This window comes from Cupriavidus sp. LA-1 (assembly GCF_055385985.1).
Genome location: NZ_AP031387.1, coordinates 1817184 through 1837509, shown reverse-complemented (window position 1 = coordinate 1837509; position 20326 = coordinate 1817184). Strand labels below are relative to the sequence as shown.

17 protein-coding genes and 1 pseudogene are annotated in these 20326 nt (G+C 60.7%); 5 read left to right on the top strand and 13 right to left on the bottom strand.

The genetic code is table 11. The features are described 5' to 3' along the window. Position 1: 1 nt before the first annotated feature. From ACZ5MJ_RS08670 to ACZ5MJ_RS08615, 12 genes and pseudogenes are all read right to left on the bottom strand, one after another. Positions 2-424, bottom strand: a pseudogene (locus ACZ5MJ_RS08670) (pyruvate kinase); the annotation flags it as partial. Positions 425-593: 169 nt separating this feature from the next. Then, positions 594-1568, bottom strand: a complete 975-nt coding sequence (locus ACZ5MJ_RS08665) for a Bug family tripartite tricarboxylate transporter substrate binding protein (RefSeq protein ID WP_464223431.1) — start codon at positions 1566-1568, stop codon at positions 594-596. 31 nt (positions 1569-1599) lie between these two features. Continuing rightward, positions 1600-2319: a haloacid dehalogenase type II gene (locus ACZ5MJ_RS08660; protein WP_464223430.1), complete on the bottom strand. Its 720-nt coding sequence runs from the start codon at positions 2317-2319 to the stop codon at positions 1600-1602. Further along, a complete protein-coding gene (locus ACZ5MJ_RS08655) occupies positions 2316-2669 on the bottom strand; it encodes a putative quinol monooxygenase (protein ID WP_464223429.1) in 354 nt (117 codons plus the stop codon). The genes ACZ5MJ_RS08660 and ACZ5MJ_RS08655 overlap by 4 nt, the downstream gene beginning before the upstream one ends. Continuing rightward, positions 2666-3784 (bottom strand): isocitrate/isopropylmalate dehydrogenase family protein, encoded by a 1119-nt coding sequence (locus ACZ5MJ_RS08650; protein WP_464223428.1) that lies wholly within the window; start codon positions 3782-3784, stop codon positions 2666-2668. The genes ACZ5MJ_RS08655 and ACZ5MJ_RS08650 overlap by 4 nt, the downstream gene beginning before the upstream one ends. A gap of 349 nt (positions 3785-4133) precedes the next feature. Next, positions 4134-4835: a GntR family transcriptional regulator gene (locus ACZ5MJ_RS08645; protein WP_464223427.1), complete on the bottom strand. Its 702-nt coding sequence runs from the start codon at positions 4833-4835 to the stop codon at positions 4134-4136. Positions 4836-5021: 186 nt separating this feature from the next. Further along, positions 5022-6881, bottom strand: a complete 1860-nt coding sequence (locus ACZ5MJ_RS08640) for a TRAP transporter large permease (protein ID WP_464223426.1) — start codon at positions 6879-6881, stop codon at positions 5022-5024. Between the two features lie 19 nt (positions 6882-6900). Further along, complete coding sequence (locus ACZ5MJ_RS08635) at positions 6901-7917, bottom strand: TRAP transporter substrate-binding protein (RefSeq protein ID WP_464223424.1); 1017 nt, start codon at positions 7915-7917, stop codon at positions 6901-6903. Positions 7918-7966: 49 nt separating this feature from the next. Continuing rightward, positions 7967-8815: an alpha/beta fold hydrolase gene (locus ACZ5MJ_RS08630; protein WP_464223423.1), complete on the bottom strand. Its 849-nt coding sequence runs from the start codon at positions 8813-8815 to the stop codon at positions 7967-7969. After that, positions 8812-9732 carry an NAD(P)-dependent oxidoreductase gene (locus tag ACZ5MJ_RS08625; protein WP_464223421.1) on the bottom strand — a complete coding sequence of 307 codons (921 nt, stop codon included), beginning with the start codon at positions 9730-9732 and terminating at the stop codon, positions 8812-8814. The genes ACZ5MJ_RS08630 and ACZ5MJ_RS08625 overlap by 4 nt, the downstream gene beginning before the upstream one ends. Continuing rightward, a complete protein-coding gene (locus tag ACZ5MJ_RS08620; protein ID WP_464223420.1) occupies positions 9729-10733 on the bottom strand; it encodes a transketolase family protein in 1005 nt (334 codons plus the stop codon). The genes ACZ5MJ_RS08625 and ACZ5MJ_RS08620 overlap by 4 nt, the downstream gene beginning before the upstream one ends. 2 nt (positions 10734-10735) lie before the next feature. Continuing rightward, a complete protein-coding gene (locus tag ACZ5MJ_RS08615; RefSeq protein WP_464223419.1) occupies positions 10736-11575 on the bottom strand; it encodes a transketolase in 840 nt (279 codons plus the stop codon). Between the two features lie 533 nt (positions 11576-12108). Between ACZ5MJ_RS08615 and ACZ5MJ_RS08610 the strand changes: the two genes are divergently transcribed. After that, positions 12109-13020, top strand: a complete 912-nt coding sequence (locus ACZ5MJ_RS08610; RefSeq protein WP_464223418.1) for a LysR substrate-binding domain-containing protein — start codon at positions 12109-12111, stop codon at positions 13018-13020. A gap of 60 nt (positions 13021-13080) precedes the next feature. On the opposite strand, the gene ACZ5MJ_RS08605 is transcribed toward ACZ5MJ_RS08610, so the two are convergent. After that, positions 13081-14379 carry a glycerate kinase type-2 family protein gene (locus tag ACZ5MJ_RS08605; protein ID WP_464223417.1) on the bottom strand — a complete coding sequence of 433 codons (1299 nt, stop codon included), beginning with the start codon at positions 14377-14379 and terminating at the stop codon, positions 13081-13083. 204 nt (positions 14380-14583) lie between these two features. On the opposite strand from ACZ5MJ_RS08605, the gene ACZ5MJ_RS08600 reads away from it, so the two are divergent. The 4 genes from ACZ5MJ_RS08600 (at position 14584) to pyk (ending at position 20305) form a co-directional block, all read left to right on the top strand. Then, positions 14584-15471, top strand: coding sequence for a LysR substrate-binding domain-containing protein (locus ACZ5MJ_RS08600; protein WP_464223684.1), 888 nt, complete (start codon positions 14584-14586; stop codon positions 15469-15471). Positions 15472-15632: 161 nt separating this feature from the next. Continuing rightward, positions 15633-17630: a transketolase gene (gene tkt / locus ACZ5MJ_RS08595; RefSeq protein WP_464223415.1), complete on the top strand. Its 1998-nt coding sequence runs from the start codon at positions 15633-15635 to the stop codon at positions 17628-17630. Between the two features lie 2 nt (positions 17631-17632). After that, complete coding sequence (locus ACZ5MJ_RS08590; RefSeq protein WP_464223413.1) at positions 17633-18586, top strand: D-2-hydroxyacid dehydrogenase; 954 nt, start codon at positions 17633-17635, stop codon at positions 18584-18586. 288 nt (positions 18587-18874) lie between these two features. Next, positions 18875-20305 (top strand): pyruvate kinase, encoded by a 1431-nt coding sequence (pyk, locus tag ACZ5MJ_RS08585; protein WP_464223412.1) that lies wholly within the window; start codon positions 18875-18877, stop codon positions 20303-20305. Positions 20306-20326: the final 21 nt, after the last annotated feature.

The following is a 20326-nucleotide window of genomic DNA, read 5'->3' as shown; positions in this document are numbered from 1 at the left end:
GACACCGATACTGCAGTCGCCGCTGCGGTCGGACGTCGTCGATCAGCAGCGCATTGCCCGGCGACAGTGCCTCGAAGATCTCCGGATGAGGCAGATGCGCGACCTGCCAGTTACCGACCACCGGTGCGAGCTGCAGCCGAAACGGTTGGCCGGCGATGAGCTTGACCGGCCCGTCGGCGAACGTGCCAAGGCGCAGCTTGGGGCCCTGCAGATCCAGCAGCACGCCAATGGGGCGCCCGGCGATCGACTCAATCTCGCGGATCAGGCGCAGTCGGTTCGCGTGATCCTCGTGGGTGCCGTGGCTGAAGTTCAGGCGGAAGGTGTCCGCCCCCGCCTGGAACAGCTTAAGTATCACTTCGGGGCTCGATGACGCCGGCCCCAGTGTTGCCAAAACCTTCGTATGGCGCTCGCGCCGCTGACTCATGTCTTTCTCCAACAACTATGGCTACGTCCCTGCCGTCATTCCGACGGATGAGGCGAAAAACTCGGCACAGGTACCCCGCCCTTCCTCCACGTGCGAACCCGCCGACACGGCTACGCCGCCCTGCGCCGCCGCCCGCGAACACCGCATGTCCTGAGCGGTTGCAGCGTGCTTACTCGCCCTTGATCCTTGCGGTGCGGATGATGTCCGCCCAGGCGACCATTTCCTTTTTTGTAAAGGCATCCAACTGTGCGGGGGTCATATACGTCGCGAAGGCTCCTTGTGCTTCTACCTTTGAGCGCACCGCATCGCTCTCGACGACTTTCTTGATGGCCTCTGACAGCTTATTGATGATCGGTTTCGGGGTGGCCGACGGTGCGTACAGCGCGAACCACGATTCAACTTCATAGCCGGGCAGGCCTGCCTCCGCAGACGTCGGGACGTTGGGCAGCGCGGGATGCCGCTTGGCAGCGGTGTAGGCCAGCACCTTGACCTTGCCGGATTGCACGTGGCCCATGACCGTGGGCGGCGTGGTGATGATCATGTCGACCTGGCTGCTGATCAGGTCAGTCATCGCCGGTGCCGACCCCTTGTACGGGACGTGAGTCATCGGGATGTGAGTCCGCTCGCGCAGCATTTCACCCGCAATGTGCTGGATCGAGCCAGGCCCGGAAGACGCATACGACAGGCCGCGGGAATTCTTGCGGCCGTATTCGATCAGCTCCTTCAGGTTGTTCGGCGGCAGATCCTTGCCAATTGCAATGACGTGAGGCGCGCGCATCAGCATGGCTACGCCCGTGTAGTCCTTCTCGGGGTTCCAGCGCATCGTTCCCGGAAAGAGCGCCGGGTTGCCTACGTGATAGCCGGAGTACTGGACGAGGAACGTGTAGCCATCTCCGCCGTTGCGGAGAGCGACCTCTGCACCGATGTTGCCAGCGCCACCCGGCCGATTCTCGATGATGATCGACTGACCCAATGCCTTCGACAACGGCTCCGAGACTTGCCGTGCAATGTAGTCCGTGGAGCCGCCAGGTGCGCTGGGAACGACGAAGGTAATCGGCTTGGTGGGCCACGCCACCTGGCCGTATGCGGTGCTGGCCAGCGCGGCAAGCGCGACAGCACTCACCGTGACTTTGAAGTTGATCATTGCTGTCTCCTAGATTCTTTTGTACGAGTCTTTAGGTGTTCAACTGTCGCGCCAGATCCTCGAGGTCGGTGGCGACAACGTCCCAGTCTTCTACTGGTTCCAGATCCGTGGTTTGACCGGGCCCATACTCGGTCGGCCGTGGAATGAAGGCGGTAAGCAGGCCAACTGAGCGAGCCGCCTTGAGGTCATAGTTGTGGGCAGCACACATCATGACTTCGTGCGGTTTCTGATACATCTGCCGACACACGCCAAGATAGGTGTCCGGGTGCGGCTTGTAACGCTGGAAGTGCTCACAAGAGAAGATCGAGTCCCAGCCAAGCCCGGCATGCTTCGCCATATTGACGAGCAGCGCAACGTTGCCGTTGGACAATGGCCCAATCACGTAACGCGACTTGAGTCGCTGCAACCCCGCCACCGCATCCGGCCACGCGTTCAACCGATGCCACACACGGTTCACATGCTGGCGTTGTGCGTCGGAGAGTGATTCGAGCCCATAATCAGGAAGAAGGCTCGTCAACGCTTCAAAGTGAAGCTCATCGATGTTCGTCCACGGGATTTCGCCGCGTCGGACGCGGTCCTTCTGGGGTTCGTAGCGGCCACGCCATGCGTCGACGAAACTTGCCCAGTCCGCCTTTACGTCGTTTTGGACGCCCCACTTGGTCAGGTCCGAGATGATGCTTCCGCGCCAATCCACGACCGTGCCAAACGTGTCGAACACAATCGTCTTTACCGTTGAAGTGTCTCTTTTCATGTCAATCCTCGTGCTGGAACGGGCAAAGCATCCGGAAGCAATCGCTTGAACTGCATCACCTGCTTTTCCGCAACCCACGGCAACGATTGCACATCGAATGCCTTGAAATGCTCGCTTGCGAGATGTTCGGCGAACGCTTCTGCGCTCGCGTAGATTTCGTAAAGGAAGAAGACTGGGGAATCTGGGTCTTCGCACACATCGAAGATCAGGCACCCGGGCTCTAGCTCCAGGGAAGTGCTCGCGTTCTGGAGGATTGCGGAGCGGAACTTGCCCACATGCTCGGCCAAGACCTTGAGTTTCACCGTCACGACGTGCGCTACCTGCATCGACAGGGGCGAGTTGTCCATCATCCGATCTCGCGCATGACCGACGGCAGCGCGTCGATGACTGCCTTTGTCATTGCTGCGGTTCCGGCCGGGCCGCCGAATTCCATCGGCACAACCTGGCCAACCGACAATGCATGCTCGACGGCCTTGTCGATCAGCCGGCCACACATGGCCAACTTCGGCTCGTCATGCCTGAAGGCGAGCCAGTCAAGCATCATTGCTGCCGACAAGAACATCGCGCACGGATTGGCTTTTCCTTGCCCCGCGATGTCCGGTGCAGTGCCGTGCGCGGGTTGGAACAGGCCGTGGTTGTCGCCGATATCCGCGGAGGGAGCCATCCCCATTCCACCGATCAGTCCCGCTGCGAGGTCCGAGAGGATGTCGCCAAACATGTTTTCCGTGACCATCACATCGAGTGTCCACGGCTTCTTGACCATGGTGAGCGCCATCGCATCGACGTATGCGTGATCACGATCGATCCCCGGATGCCGCAGGGCGACCTCGTCGAAAACTTTCCGGAAGAACGCCATCGAAGCAAATACGTTGGCCTTATCGACGCACGTCACGCGCGCCGACTTGCCCTGTGCCTTGCGTTGCTCCGCAATGCGAAAGGCATACTCGCTCACGCGATCGCTACCCGTCCGCGTAATTTGCATGGTGTCGTAGGCCTCTTGATCATTCTCGATACGTCCACGTCCCCGGGCATAAAACAAGCCCTCGGTTTGCTCACGGACCAGGACGAAGTCGATCTGCCTCGCGCGTTCATCCGTCAGCACCTTTGGCAGACCAGGGAACCATCGGATCGGTCTGACTCCGGCATAGAGACCCAATTCCATCCGGAGATCGAGCTGGGGAATGATCTCGGTCCCGTCTGCGTGCCGGATATCCGGCCAACCCATGGCCCCGAAAAGAATCGCATTCGACTCCTTGCACGCCTTTAGCGTGCCCGCGGGGAGCGCCTCCCCCGCTTCTGCGTAGTACTGGGCGCCCGCGTTGTGGACCGTGTAGTTCAGCGACGGAACACCGGAAACTTTTTCGGCAGCCTTCAGGACCTCCAGGCAAGCGGCCATGACCTCCCTGCCAATTCCATCCCCGGGAAGAACAGCGATATCCAGAGCCTGGGTGGTTGCAGCATTCATCTCGTCTCTCTCCTTACGCCACATCGCATACGTTAATGAATACGTTAATGCATACGTTATAGCGGCTGGCAAGAGGGATGTCAATTGAGACAGAGGCGATTACGAGCGAGCCGGACGCGGACGAAAGCCGATGGATTGCGAAGTGTTCGCCTTCCGGCACCTTTGAATGCCAGCAGGGAAACTAAGACGGAGGTACTGCCCACCGGAGGGAAGTCAGAAGCAGTTCTTCTGCGGGGCGCACACAGCGCTGCGTGCCCCCGGATCGGATTTGCTTTTAGGGACGGAGGCACGCGACGCGGCGGCGCAAGACAGCGCCGGCCTGAACGCCGACGCTAGAGGTCAGGAGCCTCTACAGGCGCTGGAGGCCCAGGCGCTGGAGCAATTCAAGCAACTCAGTACCGGCGCGCTCACGATGAGCTCGCTGGACATCGCGTGCCGCAACCGGGTCACCTTTTCTGATTGCCTTCAACAGCGCCCGATGCTCACGGGTGGAATGGATCGGTTTCGCACGCAACTTCAACGTGACCATCCTGGCCCGGTGCGCACGGTCCCACGTGTTCAATACCATCTGCCGCAGCATGCGATTGCCGCAAAGCATCAACAGTTGGGAGTGGAACGCCTCGTCCGCTTTCGCCCATGCCTCTAGATCATCTCGTTTGAGAGCAGCATCCATGGCCTCTGAGGCCTCCTCCAGAGGCTGCAATTCTTTCGCGCTTAACTTCCTCGCAGCCGTCAACTCCGCTGCGGTCGACTCGAGGGATGTCAGGACTTCATAGATTTCCTTCATGTCCGCCGGGGAGACCGGCAACACATGCATTCCATGCCGGGGGCGAACCTCCACCAGGCCCTCTTGCTGCAAGCGCAGCAGCGCTTCACGAACCGGGGTACGGCTCATGTTCAACTGATTCGCGACCTCCTGCTCTGTGGCCTGATAGCCGGGCGGCCAGCGATTGTCCAGAATATTGTCCCGAATGACCTTGTAGGCGGCTTCAGGCAACGTAGTCGCCTCGGGCTCGTCTCCGCTCAAACGCTCCCTGGTGGGAGATCCCATGTTCGCCTCCTAATACGCGCCTCAAAATGCCTCATATGGCACTTTTTCCACAATAATGCATACACTAGCGTATTCCTAATGGAGGGTCAACGCGAGGCTCGGTTGATCAACCTGACGAACGTCTAGGAGACAAAAAAGAGCCTCCACCGTAATGATGGAGGCCCACGGGCCAAACGTCCGCTCAACTCAAAGGAAGCCGATCGACAGCCACGGGATCATCGCAACCAGAACGAGACCCACGAAAAGAGCGATCATGTAGCCCCAGATTGGACGCAAACCGGCACTCGGATCGACCCGCCCAACGGCGCAAGCGGCGTAGTACCCGACGCCAACCGGAGGCATGAACAGGCCAAGGCCCATGGCCAGCACGACCACCATCGCATAGTGAACCTCGTTCACGCCCACTTCACGCGCAATCGGGAACACCAGTGGCGCAAACAGGACAATTGCAGGGATGCCCTCCAGGACACTCCCGAGGATGACAAAGGCGATGATGGATACCGCCATGAACATCGCCGCGCCACCGGGCAAGGTATGCATCAGCGTGGCCAGATCTTTGGAAAACCCAGACTGGGTGAGCGCCCAGGCAACTGCCGTGGCGGCGCCGATGATAAAGAGGATGGCCCCCGACAGAGACGCCGTTTCCACCAGCATCCGGCCCATGCGCTTGATATCAAAGAACCGGTACACCAGCAGGCCGACCACTAGCGAGTAGATGATGCCGATTGTCGACACCTCTGTCGCGGTCGCCATACCCTCGACCACGGCGGAGCGGATCACGAACGGCAGCGCCAACGCCGGGAACGCCACGACGAACGCCTTGCCAATCTCGCCCTTGTTCGTTCGCTTTACTGAGGAGAGGTCCTCATGACGGTAGCGCCACCACACAACGGAGCAAAGCGTCACCCCAAGCACCACGCCCGGCAGAAGGCCACCGGTGAACAGGGCCGAAATGGACACCCCTGTAACAGATCCGATCGTGATGAGCACGATGCTGGGCGGAATCGTTTCCGTCTGTGCGCCAGTCGCTGCGAGTAGTGCAACAAGATCGCCAGGCTTGGCTCCGCGCTTCTGCATTTCCGGGAACAGCGCGGGCGCCACTGCAGCCATGTCGGCCGTCTTCGATCCGGAGATACCCGAAACGAGATACATCGCGCCGACCAGCACATACGACAGACCGCCGCGCACATGCCCCAGGAGGGTGGCAAGAAAGCCGACCATGGCGCGCGCCATTCCGTTCGCTTCAATCTGTAGGCCGAGAAAGACGAACAGGGGCACCGCCAAGAGGATCAAATGACTCATCCCTTCGTCTATGCGGCCGGCAAGGACGATCGGCGGCGTTGGCGTCGACGTAAAGACGTAGGTCAGCGCCGACAGCGCAAAGACGAAGGCAATGGGCACGCCGAGGGCGACGCCCGTTCCGATCATCCCGACGAAGAAAATCAAAAGGTTCCAGTTTCCCAGGCCCTCGAACACCGGCTTCGCCACCACGAGCAACGCGTAGATCACCACGGCGATCGCAGCGGCGGCCAACACGTTCTTGAACATGCGCTCCCTCAAGATGCGGAACGCTGCGAAAACGATCATGAGGCCAATGCCCGTCGGCAAAGCCGCTGCACGCCAAAGCATGGAGATTTCAAGCGCCGGCGTGGTGACAATGCTCTCTTCGAGCGCGTAGTCGACGGCCGGGTGCATGATGGCCACCATGAATGCGAGCGGAACTGCAAGCGCCACGGTTTCCAGAAGCGCTTTCCGGCTCGGACTGGCCAGGCTGACCAGCGCCGTCATGCGCATATGCTGCCCGCGCTGGAAAGCGATGGATGCACCGAGCATCGACAGCCAGACAAACAGGATCGAGGCCAGTTCATCAGACCACGTGATCGGAGTGTTGAGTACGTAGCGCGCCACCACGCCCGTGAACAGAATCGCGATCTCGGCCACAAGGATGATCGACGCGACAATTTCCACGCAACGCAGCAAAGCTCCTTCACACGCATCCGTCAGGGTTCGGCGCCCCATCGGGACGGTCGATGACAGTGTATCCATCGCAAACTCCAATCCGCAGTTAGGCAAGCTTGCCGGTCGTGGCTTCAAGCAATCCCCAGGCCTCGTCGCCCATGCGCTTGCGCCACTCGGCGTAAAAGCCGGACTGCTGCAGCTTCGCCCGGAACGCGTTGCCATCCACCTCGGAGAACTGGATGCCCTTGGCGGTCAGGTCGGCGCGCAGGTCCTTGTTCAGCTTCTCGACATCGGCGCGCTGCTTCAAGGCGCCTTCGTTCATGACCTTCGTGACGATGTCGCGGGTCGCCGCAGGCATGGCTTCGAACGAACGCTTGTTGGCCACCATCCAGAATCCATCCCACATATGGTTGGTATTCGAAATGTACTTACCAACTTCGTACATCTTCGCGAAATAGATGCCGGCCAAAGGATTCTCGAGACCATCCGCGACCTTGGTCTGCAGCGCAGAGTACGTTTCGCCCCACGGAATCGACACCGGCGAAGCGCCGATGGACTTGAACATGGATGTCCAAAGCGGGCTCGGAGGAACGCGGATCTTGAATGCCTTGATATCTTCAGGTGTACGAATTGGCTTGGCCGACGACAAGGTCTGCCGGAAGCCGTTGTCCCACATCTTGTCAAACGCGATCAGGTTCGCCTTGCTAAAGGCGTTGATCACGTGCTTGCCCAAAGCACCGTCCATCGCCGCCCAGACTTTGCTGTAGTCAGAGAAGGCGAAACCAATGCCATTGATGGACGCCACAGGAACTAGTGTCGCGAGCACCAGACCTGTTTGCACGAAGTAGTCAATACCGCCCGCCCGCAGTTGCGCTAGCATGTCCGAGTCGGTGCCAAGCTGGCTGGCTGGGAAGACCTGGATGTCAACCTCGCCATTGGTCTGCTCCTTGATCTTTGCGCTTGCTTCTCGCAGGCGCACGTTCAAGGGATGATCGACCGGCATGATGTTCGCGCACTTCAGCTTGAACTTCGCTTGACCGAAAACGAGTCCGGGGAAAGCCACAGAAGCCCCGAGTGCCCCTGCTCCCGTAAGCACGAGCCTGCGACGGGTGGTATTGATCATGTTGTCTCCTTCGTTTTATCTATCAGATCTGGGCCAAGTTTCCGTGGTCTCAGTCGCCGCCAAAGAACGTCAGCAGTTGCTCCGTAATGAATTCAGGTTGCTCCTCGGTGACCCAGTGGCCGCAATCGGGGATCAGGCCGCCGCGGACGTCTTCTGCCACACGCTTCACCGACTCGACCGTGTCCATGCCACGCCCGAAGCTCTTGCTGCCACCCAAGGCGAGAACCGGCATCTTGAGCTTGCCGTTCGCCGAGATCATCGCGCTGTTGTCAGCAGCGTCCTGGGGCAATGCACGATAGAACGAATACATCGCCCGCATCGCACCAGGCTTGGTGTACGTGCGCAGATACTCCTTCTTGTCCTCTTCGGAGATGCAAGTCGGACGGTGACCATAGTTCTCGAACAGCCAGTTGATAATCAGATGTTCGCGGTCCTGGAACAGCACCTCCGGAAAGTCCGGCGTCCGGAACAGGGCGTGGTGCCAGCGGCGACCGTTCTGCGAGAAGTCGTGACCGTCGCCCGGAATCGCAACGTCCAGGATCGCCAGCTTGCGCACGGCTTCCGGATGCTGCGCGGCCAGCGAGAAGGCCGTGGGACCACCCCAGTCGTGACCGACCAGAAAGAATTCCTTGATGTTGAGCTTCTGCAGCAGTTGCCACACATCGTTGGCGACCGTCTTCTTGTCATAGCCGCTGGCGGGACGTGACGAGTCGCCCAGGCCCCGCAGGTCGGGAGCGATTACCAGGTATTTCTTGGCCAACTCGGGAATGACATAGCGCCATTCATGGGAAGTCTGCGGAATGCCATGGAGCAGTACCACCGGAAACCCTTCGCCCGCCTTCAGGTAGTGCAGGGTCACTTCATCCAGATCGGCGTAGTGGCTGGTAACTTCAGTCATTTCTTTTCCTTTGAAGGGAGCGGCTGCGCACCGGCAAATGGCTCAACCGCGTAGTGGCACATAACAGCAGAGTCATCCCAACGTCCCTTGCCCTGGCCACTGACGGCTAGAAAGGCGTTGAAGGCCGCGCTGGACAGGGGCGCGGCAAACTTCGAGTCCTTCGCGGCTTCGAGCACCAGACTCATGTCCTTCACGAAGATGTCCACGGCGGAGGTGACGTTGTCGAACGCTTCCGTCACCATGCGCGGGCCACGATCGCCAAGCATCCATGAATTGGCGGCGCCGCTGCGCAGGACTTCCAGCGTGATGTCGAGCGGCAGTCCTTGCCGGCGCGCCAATGCAATGGCTTCGCCCGCAGCGGCAAGATGTACACCGCACAGAAGCTGATTGATGACCTTCAGTTGCGCGCCGGCGCCCGGCTTTTCGCCGACGTGATAGACGCGCGAACCAAAGGCCTGCAGGGCAGGCTTTGCGCACTCGAACGCGTCTGTCGGACCCGCGGCCATGATTGTCAGGGTTCCCGCGGCGGCGCCAGCCGCGCCGCCCGTGACGGGCGCGTCGACCAGCGTGATGGAATGTTCGTGAAGACGCTCGCCGAGTCGGCTGACGTATGCAGGCGACATCGTGCTACATGCAACGAACACCGAACCAGGCCGCATCGCGCCAACAAGTCCGCCCTCGCCAAAGAGGACCTGTTCGGTCTGCACGTCGTTGACCACCAGGCAGACGATCAGATCGCAGCTCGAACCGAGCTCGGTCAAGGAGGCGGCGAACTGTCCGCCACGCTCCGTGAGCCACGCACGCATTTCCGGTACGACGTCATAGGCCACCAGCTCGCGGCCTTTGGCGATCAAGTTCGTCGCCGCACCGCGGCCCATAGCTCCAAGCCCGACCAGGCCTACCTTCGTTGCGCTCATTTCAGCCACTCCTTGATGGAATTGCACACGGCCTGCTTCGAGATGCCGTAACGGTCATGGAGCGTTGGCAACGCACCAGCATCCAGGAAGGCGTCAGGCAGAGCGATCTGGCGGAACTCCGAACGCACGCTGGCACGCATCAACACACCGGCCACGGCTTCGCCGAGGCCACCCACGACCGTATGATTCTCGGCAACGACCACCAGCCGGCCGGGGCGCGATGCCTCAGCAATGATCGCGGTCTCGTCGAGCGGCTTGACGGTGCCACAATGCAGCACTGCCACGCCGATGCCGTCTTTCTGCAGTTCGTTGGCGGCCTCAAGCGCGCGCATGGTCATGAGACCCGACGAGATGACCAGAACTTCTGCTCCATCACGCAGGAGCTTGGCCTTGCCGATCTCGAACTGATAGTCGTACTCATCGAGGACGAGCGGCACCTTGCCGCGGAGCAGCCGCAGGTAGGCCGGACCATTGTGATTGGCCATCGCTGGCACGGCCTGCTCGATTTCCAGGGCATCGCACGGATCGATGATGACCAGGCCCGGTACGCCGCGAAGGATAGCCATGTCCTCGGTAGCCTGGTGGCTCGGCCCGTAACCCGAGGTAAGACCCGGCAGTGCACACGCCATCTTGACGTTCAGGTTCTCCTCAGCGATGACCTGATGAATGAAATCGTAGGCGCGTCGGGTCGCAAAGGCCGCGTAAGTGGTCACGAAGGGGATGAACCCTTCCTTCGCGAGACCGCCTGCAGCGCCGAACAGCAACTGCTCCGCCATGCCCATCTGGAAGAATCGCTCCGGATAGGCTTGCGCAAAGATATGGAGGTCCGTGTACTTTGCCAGGTCGGCCGTGGCGCCCACGATTTCCGGACGCTCGGCGGCCAACTTTGCAAGGGCGTTGCCGAACGGCGCGGCCGTTGTCCTTTGGCCCTCTTCGGCGATCGAGGCGATCATCGCCGAAGTGGTCAGGCGCGGCTTCTTTCCGTTTTGAGCTTCACTCATGATTATTCCTTGTCGCTTGCGTCCAGCATCGCGAGGGCCTGCTGCCACTCTTCCTGCTCCACGCGAATGAAATGGTTCTTGGTACGCTGCTCCAGGAAGGGCACTCCCTTACCCATCAGCGTGTCGAAGAGAATGACGCGCGGTACCGGATCATTCAGTTCACGGGCAGCGTCGAACGCGTCCTGCACAGCCAGGATGTCGTTGCCATTCGCGCGCTGAACATGCCAGCCGAACGAGGCCCATTTGTCGGCAAGCGGCTCGAAGCCGAGAATGCTGGTCGAGGGACCGTCTGCTTGCTGATTGTTGATGTCCACCAGGCAGATCAGATTCGATAGCTGATGGTGCGCGGCCGACATCGCGGCCTCCCAGGTCGAGCCCTCGTCGAGCTCGCCATCCGACATGGAGTTGTAGATGAATGCCGAGCTGCGCTTGAGCTTGAGCCCGAGCGCCATGCCGACAGCAATCGTCAGACCTTGGCCGAGCGAACCGCCGGAAATCTCCATGCCCGGGGTATAGGTGGCCATGCCCGACATCGGCAGGCGACTATCGTCGCCGCCATAGGTTTCGAGCTCTGCTTCCGGGATGATGCCCGCGTCGATCAGCGCAGCGTAATGGGCGATCGCGTAGTGACCGTGCGACAAGAGGAACCGGTCACGGCCTTCCCACGTGGGATCTTCGGACCGGTACGTCATCGCATGGCCATAGGCTACGGCCAGGACGTCAGCAATGCCGAGCGCCTGGCCGACATAACCCTGGCCCTGCACTTCACCCATCATCAGGGCTAGCCGCCGGATATTCTTAGCGCGTCGCTTCAGCGATTCGCTCTGCGTGGGACTATTCATTGTCATTTCCTCAAATGCGGGACAACGGAACTTTGGAATAAATGTCGACCACGACTAATGCGCGGCGACTCGGAAGAAAACCGGAAAATGATCCATGAAGGAAAAGCCCATTAATAATCCGCACGGAAACCCGCGACGAACAAAAATGCGCCCGAAATTCGATCATCTCGGTCTCCGTGGCCGCATTTGAAGATAAACGCAACCGATTTGTTTTCTACGGTCTTGCCGCCGTGGTGCATCTATATTGGTTTCGCGCAATGATGCGGTCAAGCGAATTAAAAAGGCTGATCAGTGACTGGCATTCACCGATCGTCGGCCGCCAGCAGAGAAATAACGTTCGCCACACCGTTTAAGTGCTCATTGATTCATTTATCAACAGCGTTCGCGCCGGGGAAGGAGACCTCCCTGCAGCTTGATACGCGCCTCCAATTCATCGTTTACCCGAGTAAGGTGAGCCAGCGGAAACGTTCGCTTGACTTCGAGAGCAATGGCACATTAAAAGAAGGTTCTGAAGAAACCCGCTTATATTCGCCGTGCGCAAGATCCCTCCGCTATCCACCCTTCAAGCATTTGAGGCCGCCTCTCGGCTGGGCTCGTTTATCCGTGCGGCGGAAGAGCTCCATTTGACGCCTTCCGCAGTCAGCCACCGAATCAGGGATTTGGAAAAATCGCTGAACATCCAACTTTTTCATCGTGTTCACCGCACTGTCGTACTGACGGATGCCGGCCGGCGATTCGCGCGCGATGTCGGGGATGCTTTCGGACGAATTGAATCGGGTGTGCATCAGATCTCTCGCCTGGGCAAGAGCGATCTGATCAACGTGCACGTCGTGCCTAGTCTGGGTGCTCAATGGCTGATGCCACGCATCGCGCGATTCAGTACAGCGAATCCCGACGTAGACGTACGGGTGACGGCTTCCAACGATCCCGTCGACCTCGAAGACGGCACCGTGGACTTCGATATCCGGTATGGGGCTGGGCTGGCCCGAGCTGGCATCGAAACGGAGATGTTCCCCCCAGAGCCCATCGTTGCGCTGTGCTCGCCGAACCTCGGCGACGGCAAAGGTGGGCTCAAGAGTCCCTCGGATCTGTCGCACCAGATGCTGATTCATTCTGAAGTGAATCGATACACATGGCGGGACTGGCAGGCCGATCATCCAGGCGTCAGCCTGAATCTCGATCGCGGATTGCGATTCGACCGCTCCTTCATGTCGATTTTCGCGGCGATTGACAGCCTTGGCGTGTGCCTCGAGAGCATGCTGCTGGTAGAGCGGCAACTGGCATCGGGCAGCCTCATCCTGCCCTTTGGGTCAGAAGGACCGCGACTGGAATGCCACAGCCTCAACTATCTGTCCAGCCGCGCGCGACTCCCGAAGATGCGCCTGTTCCGCAATTGGCTCATGGAGGCACTGGCGGAAAGCCCGAGCCTGAATATCGACAAATGAATCTGACCCGCCGTTCGCACGGATTCTAGCCCCGCAGGGCGGCGGTAGTTGCTTCGACCGTCAAGCGATGTAGATGGCGCGGAAGTCGTTGACATTGGTATGCGTCGGTCCAGTGATGAGCAGATCGCCGATCGCACTGAAGTATCCGTAGGCATCATTTCGCTGTAGGTGATCCGTGATCTTGCATCCCACCGCATTCGCGCGCGTCAATGTGTCCGGCGCCACGAAAGCGCCGGCATTGTCCTCGACCCCGTCGATGCCATCCGTATCAGCAGCCAGCGCCCATACCCCTGGGCATCCCTGCAGTGCCTGGGCCAACCCCATGCAGAACTCGCCGGCCCGGCCCCCTCGTCCTTTGGCCACAACGGGCTTCGCTGGTTGTACCGTGACCGTCGTCTCGCCGCCCGACAAGATGACGCAGGGACGCTGGAACGGCTGATCCCGGTGCACGATCGCACGCGCCATCGCCGCGTGGACTTTCCCCACGTCGCGCGATTCGCCTTCGATTTCGTCCGACAAGATGTAGGCGCGCACGCCTGCGGAGATGGCTGCCTCGGCAGCGGCTTCAAGCGATCGCTGCGGCGTGGCAATCAAACGGACCTCGTTGCCCTCAAAGCATGCACTCCCTGGCTTCGGCGTCTCCAAATCGCCTGCCTCAAGCGCAGCCAGTACTTTGGGAGGGAGTTCGATCCCGTAGCGCTGGAGAATGGCGAGCGCATCGGCGCAGGTGCTTTCGTCTGGCACGGTCGGGCCGCTGGCAATAATCGAGACGTCATCGCCAGGGACGTCGCTGATCGCCAGCGTGACGACTTTGGCCGGGGCGCAGGCGGCCGCAAGTCTGCCGCCCTTGATTGAAGAGAGGTGCTTCCTGACGCAGTTCATTTCGGAAATGTTCGCGCCAGAAACCAGCAACTCTCGATTGATGCGCTGCTTCTCTGAAAATTCCAACCCCGGTGCAGGCAAGGTCAGCAACGACGAGCCGCCGCCGGAGATGAGGCAGACAACCAGATCATCCTCGCTGAGCCCCTGGACCATCTCTAGCATCCGCGATGCCGCTGCACGCCCCGCCTCATCGGGGACGGGATGGGACGCCTCTACAACCTCGATTCGCTGCAGGACATGCGGAGCACGCGGCGGGGTATGCCCGTAGCGGGTAATCACAAGCCCTTCGAGCGGCGCAGAGGCAGGCCACTGCTGCTCGAAGCTTTGCGCCATCGCGCCACTGGCCTTCCCCGCCCCGATCACAAGCGTACGTCCGCGCGGGGGCTCGGGGAGATACTCGCCGAGCACGGCGGCGGGCTGAGCCTTTTGCACGGCGGCGTCAAACAACTGCTGCAGGAACTCTCGCGGGTCGATCATGGCGAACTTCAGAAAGTGGTTGTGGGCAAGCGGCGCGTGTTGTCACGGTGAAGGCAGAGCCCCCGGAGGGCAATCTCATGGTTGCGCCAACTGGAAACGCCGATTCTGGAATACCTCGAATTGAGGGGCAAACGATAAAATCTCACGCGTTCTTGACGTGCATGCATGTTGCAACGCACCAACCAAGCCCTGTCCGGCATCCATATGATCCCCCCGCTAACATCCCTGCTAGCATTCGAAGCCATCGCGCGTCGCAAAAGTTTCGCTCTTGCCGCAGCCGAACTGCATTTGACGCCATCGGCCATCAGTCATCAGGTCGCGCGACTCGAGAAGCTGATAGGACTGCGACTGTTCGAGCGCTCGACACGCGGCGTCGTGTTGACGCCGGCAGGTCAAAGCTATCTGGACCGCGTAGCAGGAGCGCTGGGAGCAATCAACTCGGCGACCGAGGATCTTCGCCACGGCGTCGAAGACGCCTTGTACATCCATTCGAGTCCCAGCTTTGCAAGCCTTTGGCTCATGCCGCGGATCGCCACTTTTGCCAAAAGGCACCCAAAGATCTCGCTTGGCCTGTCGGCCTCCCCTGAGCATTCCGATTTCCAGATCGGCCAGGTCGACATCGACATTCGATATGGCTTGCCCAACTGGCCGGATCTGGAAGTCGAGCCAGTCTTTTCGGAGTGCGTTGTGCCCCTCGCGAGCCCGGACTTTCTGACAAGTCACCGCCTCGAAAGGCCTGCCGACCTCGCCCAAGCCCCCCTTATTCAATCGCGCGTCAGCCTTGTTCAATGGCCGGAATGGTTCGGAAAATACGCACCCGAGCTTCGCGGAGAGCGAGTTCCGCTCCGCTTTGACCGCTCCATGATGAGCATCGACGCCGCGGTGCAAGGGCTCGGCGTTGCGCTGGAAAGCACACAACTAGCCGGCGAGCACTTGAATAACGGCCGACTTCGTCGGGTGTTCGAAGATGAACTTGGCATTGAGATTGTCCAGCATTTTGTGGTGTACCCGGCCCGGCACGCCACCCGGCCGGAAGTCGTGAGCTTCCTCAAATGGCTCCGAGAGGAGAGCCAAAGGCCCATCGACTGGTGAGCCATCACGACCCGGTCTTCTGGGATAGTTGACTCAGTTTCAATTAACCCTGAATTTTCATCGCTTGTCTCCGGCAGGACTGTCGCAAAGAATGAAGTCCTCTTCTGCCAACAACAACGGAGACAAGCGGCCGAGCCAAATAGCTCGGCGTGCCTCATGCCATGACCGCACATGAACTACAGCCCCTCGCGCATGCCATTCGCTTTTTGTCCATCGACGCCATCGTTCGCGCGACGGAAGGCCATCAGGGCGTGCCGCTGGGCATGGCCGAAATCGCCACGGCGCTCTATGCGCGCCAACTGAAATTCAATCCCTCGGCGCCCACGTGGTGGGACCGCGATCGCGTCGTGCTGTCCAATGGACACGGCTCGATGCTGCTGTACTCGCTGCTCTATCTGAGCGGCTACGAGCACATCTCGCTGGACCAAATCAAGACCTTCCGGGATTTTGGCTCGCACTGCGCCGGGCATCCGGAATACGCTCCGAAGCTGGGCATTGAGGTGACCACCGGCCCGTTGGGTCAAGGCATCGCGAATGCGTTTGGCATGGCCGTCGCCGAAGCCTACCTCAACGCTCGCTTTGGCGATGGTCTGGTCAACCACCGCACATTTGCCTTCGTGGGCGATGGCTGTCTCCAGGAAGGCATCGGTCAGGAAATGATTTCGTTGGCCGGCCATCTCAAGCTTTCGAAGCTCACCCTGCTGTGGGACGACAACCAGATCACCGACGACGGCAAAACCGAACTGTCCATCAGCGAGGACGTTGCGGAACGTTTCCGCGTAGCCGGTTGGCAGGTCATCGAGGTGGACGGCCATAACATTGCCGAAGTATCCGAGGCGCTGGATCTCGCGAATGCCGACCCGCGTCCTTCGATGATCGCGTGCCGCACCATCATTGGTCGTGGCATTCCACGTGTGCAAGGACAACGTGGCGGCCACAGCGCTCGTCTTTACGAAGACGACGCCAAGGCAGCACGCGAGTTCCTGAACTGGCCACACGGTCAATTCGAGGTACCGGCTGACATCCTCTCGCGCTGGCGCTCGTTTGGTCAGCGCGGACATCACGAGCATGAGGCTTGGGAAGCGCGGGTTGCAGCGCTGCCCGCCAGCAAGCGGGCTGAGTTCGAACGCGTCATGCGAGGGGATCTTCCCCAGGGCTGGGAAACCGTCCTGCACAACTTCAAACGCAACAGCTTCGAAGTGGACGAATTTCCCGGCGGCATTCAGATTTCCGCTGCAATCAACAAAGCCCTTGCCGAGGTGATTCCCGAACGAGTGGTCGGCTGCGCCGACCTGGAGGCGCCCACCGGGCACAAGGGTCCACTGGCAGCGTTCACCGCGACGAACCGCGCGGGGGCCTACGTCCACTGCGGAGTCCGTGAGCACCTGATGGGGGCGATGGCTAACGGCATGGCTGCGCACGGCGGCATTGTCCCGCTCAGCGTCACCTATTTGGCGTTCTCCGACTACGAACGCCCGGCCATGCGCATGGCGGCGCTCATGGGGTTGCCGGTGAAATTCGTCTTCAGTCACGATTCGATTGGGATTGGCAAGAACGGACCGACGCATCAGCCAGTGGAAATCCTCGCCTCTCTGCGCGCCATGCCCAACATGCTCGTCATGCGGCCCGCCGACGCAAGCGAAGCTGCAGAGTGCTGGGAGATCGCCATGGAACATCGCCGTGGCCCGGCCAGCCTCATCTTTGCTCGTCAGTCGCTCCCGCGCGTACGCCAGGCCCAAACGTCCGAGAATCTCAGCCGCAAGGGCGCCTACGTTCTGGCCGAGGCTCAGTGCGGAAGCCGAAAGGTCACGCTTCTCGCAACCGGATCCGAAGTCTGTATCGCGCTCCAGGCTCGGAAGGAACTCGAATCGCGCCGTGTCGGCACCGCAGTCGTGTCGATGCCATGCTGGGAACTGTTCAACCAGCAGGACGAAGCCTACCGATCGAGCGTTCTTGGCAAGGCGAGCGTACGTATCGGTATCGAAGCTGCCGTGCGTTTCGGCTGGGATCAGTATCTCGGCATAGACGGCGGCTTTGTTGGGATGAAGGGCTTTGGGTCCCCCGGCCCTGCGGATGCTCTCTATCGCCATTTCAATATCACGTCTGACGCAGTGGTTCTCGAAGCTCAGCGTCTGCTTGAAACCACTGGAGTTCAGTAATCATGAAAATCGTCTTTCTCGACAGCGCTACCCTGCCGCCGCAAACCAAGCTTCGTACGCCGCAGTTCCCTCATGAGCTCACAGTGTTTGAGCGGACGGATCCCCAGGACGTCCCTTCACGCATCACCGACGCTGACATCGTCATTCTGAACAAGTCGAAGCTTACGGAAGCCGCGATCGCAGAGGCGCCGCGCCTGAAACTGGTTGCCGTCGCGGCAACCGGCACGGACAACGTCGATGTGAAAGCCTGCACCGCCCGCGGCATTGTCGTGAGCAATATCCGCAACTACGCGATTCACACGGTCCCTGAACACACGTTCGCCCTGATTTTTGCTCTGCGTCGCAGCATCTGCGCATATCAAGATGCTGTACGCCATGGCCGTTGGCAAGAATCTGGCCAATTCTGCTTCTTCGACTACCCCATCCGCGATCTCGCCGGCTCGACACTCGGCGTCATCGGAGATGGTGTGCTCGGCCGCGCCGCCGCGGACATGGGTCGCGCTCTAGGCATGAAAGTCCTCTTCTCGACGTACAAGGGCCGCAATGACATGGGGCCGCTTTACACCCCTTTCGAGGACGTACTTGCCCAGTCCGACATCATCACGCTCCACTGCCCGCTCACGCCGGACACGCGCGGACTGATCGGTCCCAAGGAGTTCGCCTTGATGGCACGCAAACCGATGCTGATCAACACGGCACGTGGCGGCTTGGTGGAAGAGGCTGCAGTCGGGCCTGCCCTGGATGCGGGTCATATCTCAGGAGCGGGATTTGACGTCGTAAGCGTCGAGCCGCCACCGCCAGGTCATCCCTTCAACGAACTGTTGTCGCGACCCAACTTCATTCTCACGCCACACGTGGCGTGGGCAAGCGACGAGGCGACCCAAGGTCTCGCCGACCAACTCGTAGACAACATCGAGGCTTTCGTCTCTGGCAATCCTGTCAATCAGGTGAGCTGAACGCTTGAAGCTTCTGTCACGGCACTGGCGGCCGTGAGAGAAAGCATCGACCTGCAGTGCCACCGTTCCCATAGGGTCCGAAACCGCTCGTTTGGCCCCGGTTCGCCCGCTCGGCGTGCGCACCTCCGCTCGATGCAATTCTCTCGGCCCCGCCGTGTAGTCTAATGGTATGATGACTATACCATTAAACCCAAGGCCTCACTTCCCGGGACACAGTTTGTCCGGGATCGGTTTTAAAGCCGGAGAAGGCCGTTAAGGCCGAGAACACTAGGTTCATTGGAGAAAGACATGAGTCAGCGGCGCGAGCGCCATACGAAGGTTTTGGCAACACTGGGGCCGGCGTCATCGAGCCCCGAAGTGATCCTTAAGCTGTTCCAGGCGGGGGCGGACACCTTCCGCCTGAACTTCAGCCACGGCACCCACGAGGATCACGCGAACCGACTGCGCCTGATCCGCGAGATTGAGTCGATCGCCGGGCGCCCCATTGGCGTGCTGCTGGATCTGCAGGGCCCCAAGCTGCGCCTTGGCACGTTCGCCGACGGGCCGGTCAAGCTCATCGCCGGCCAGCCGTTTCGGCTGCAGCTCGCACCGGTGGTCGGTAACTGGCAGGTCGCGCATCTGCCTCATCCGGAGATCTTCGAGGCACTGTCGCCGGGCAATGCGCTGCTGATCGACGACGGCCGGGTGCGGCTGCGCGTGACCTCGTGCGGCCCCGACTACGCGGAGACCGTGGTCGAGACCGGGGGCAAGGTATCTGACCGCAAGGGCGTGAACGTGCCGGATTGCGCCTTGCGCCTGTCGGCGCTGACCGAGAAGGACCACCGGGACCTGGCGTTCGGGATGACGCTCGGGGTGGACTGGGTAGCGCTGTCCTTCGTCCAGTCTGCCCAGGACATTGAAGAGCTGCGAAAGATCGTCGGCAAGAGCGTCGGGATCATGGCCAAGATCGAGAAGCCGGCCGCCCTCACCGACATCGCGGCGATCGTCGCGGCGGCGGACGCCATCATGGTCGCCCGTGGCGACCTGGGTGTGGAGATGCCGCCGGAGGAGGTACCGACGATCCAGAAGCGGCTGACGCGGCTGTGCCGCGAGGCTGGCAAGCCGATCGTGGTGGCCACGCAGATGCTGGAGTCGATGGTGGGATCGCCGGCGCCTACCCGGGCCGAAGCTTCGGATGTCGCGACGGCCGTGTACGACGGCGTGGACGCGGTGATGCTGTCGGCCGAGTCGGCCAGCGGCGACTATCCGGTCGAAGCGGTGCAGATGATGTCGCGGATCATCCGCAACACCGAGCGGGACCGGCTGCAACGCGACACGATGGGTGCGATCTCGGCCACGCGGCACGCTGACGCGCCGGACGCCATTGGTGCGGCGATTCGTACGGTGGCCGATACGCTGGCGCTGTCGGCCTGCGTGACGTACACGCTGTCGGGCGCGAGCGCGCTGCGGGTGGCGCACGAGCGCCCGAACGTGCCGATCGTAGGCATGACGCCGAAGATCGAAACCGCGCGACGCCTGGCGGTGGTGTGGGGCGTGCATGCCGTGCACGGCAAGGATGCCGAGAGTGTCGAGGACATGGTGGCCAATGCGACGGACGTGGCGCGTATTGAGGGCTTTGCGCCCGAATCGCGTCCCTTCGCCATCGTCGCTGGCATGCCCTTCGGTACGCCCGGCTCCACCAACCTCCTCAGACTTGTGTTTCCTCCCAAGGAACAGTAGCCAAGGTCGTCCACGGACTGG

What these genes read in the sequence shown, in the direction of transcription:
- ACZ5MJ_RS08665 (WP_464223431.1), bottom strand. Translation starts at nt 1,568, where the DNA reads ATGATCAACTTCAAAGTCACGGTGAGTGCTGTCGCGCTTGCCGCGCTG.
- ACZ5MJ_RS08660 (WP_464223430.1), bottom strand. Translation starts at nt 2,319, where the DNA reads ATGAAAAGAGACACTTCAACGGTAAAGACGATTGTGTTCGACACGTTT.
- ACZ5MJ_RS08655 (WP_464223429.1), bottom strand. Translation starts at nt 2,669, where the DNA reads ATGATGGACAACTCGCCCCTGTCGATGCAGGTAGCGCACGTCGTGACG.
- ACZ5MJ_RS08650 (WP_464223428.1), bottom strand. Translation starts at nt 3,784, where the DNA reads ATGAATGCTGCAACCACCCAGGCTCTGGATATCGCTGTTCTTCCCGGG.
- ACZ5MJ_RS08645 (WP_464223427.1), bottom strand. Translation starts at nt 4,835, where the DNA reads ATGGGATCTCCCACCAGGGAGCGTTTGAGCGGAGACGAGCCCGAGGCG.
- ACZ5MJ_RS08640 (WP_464223426.1), bottom strand. Translation starts at nt 6,881, where the DNA reads ATGGATACACTGTCATCGACCGTCCCGATGGGGCGCCGAACCCTGACG.
- ACZ5MJ_RS08635 (WP_464223424.1), bottom strand. Translation starts at nt 7,917, where the DNA reads ATGATCAATACCACCCGTCGCAGGCTCGTGCTTACGGGAGCAGGGGCA.
- ACZ5MJ_RS08630 (WP_464223423.1), bottom strand. Translation starts at nt 8,815, where the DNA reads ATGACTGAAGTTACCAGCCACTACGCCGATCTGGATGAAGTGACCCTG.
- ACZ5MJ_RS08625 (WP_464223421.1), bottom strand. Translation starts at nt 9,732, where the DNA reads ATGAGCGCAACGAAGGTAGGCCTGGTCGGGCTTGGAGCTATGGGCCGC.
- ACZ5MJ_RS08620 (WP_464223420.1), bottom strand. Translation starts at nt 10,733, where the DNA reads ATGAGTGAAGCTCAAAACGGAAAGAAGCCGCGCCTGACCACTTCGGCG.
- ACZ5MJ_RS08615 (WP_464223419.1), bottom strand. Translation starts at nt 11,575, where the DNA reads ATGAATAGTCCCACGCAGAGCGAATCGCTGAAGCGACGCGCTAAGAAT.
- ACZ5MJ_RS08605 (WP_464223417.1), bottom strand. Translation starts at nt 14,379, where the DNA reads ATGATCGACCCGCGAGAGTTCCTGCAGCAGTTGTTTGACGCCGCCGTG.
- ACZ5MJ_RS08600 (WP_464223684.1), top strand. Translation starts at nt 14,584, where the DNA reads ATGATCCCCCCGCTAACATCCCTGCTAGCATTCGAAGCCATCGCGCGT.
- tkt (WP_464223415.1), top strand. Translation starts at nt 15,633, where the DNA reads ATGACCGCACATGAACTACAGCCCCTCGCGCATGCCATTCGCTTTTTG.
- ACZ5MJ_RS08590 (WP_464223413.1), top strand. Translation starts at nt 17,633, where the DNA reads ATGAAAATCGTCTTTCTCGACAGCGCTACCCTGCCGCCGCAAACCAAG.
- pyk (WP_464223412.1), top strand. Translation starts at nt 18,875, where the DNA reads ATGAGTCAGCGGCGCGAGCGCCATACGAAGGTTTTGGCAACACTGGGG.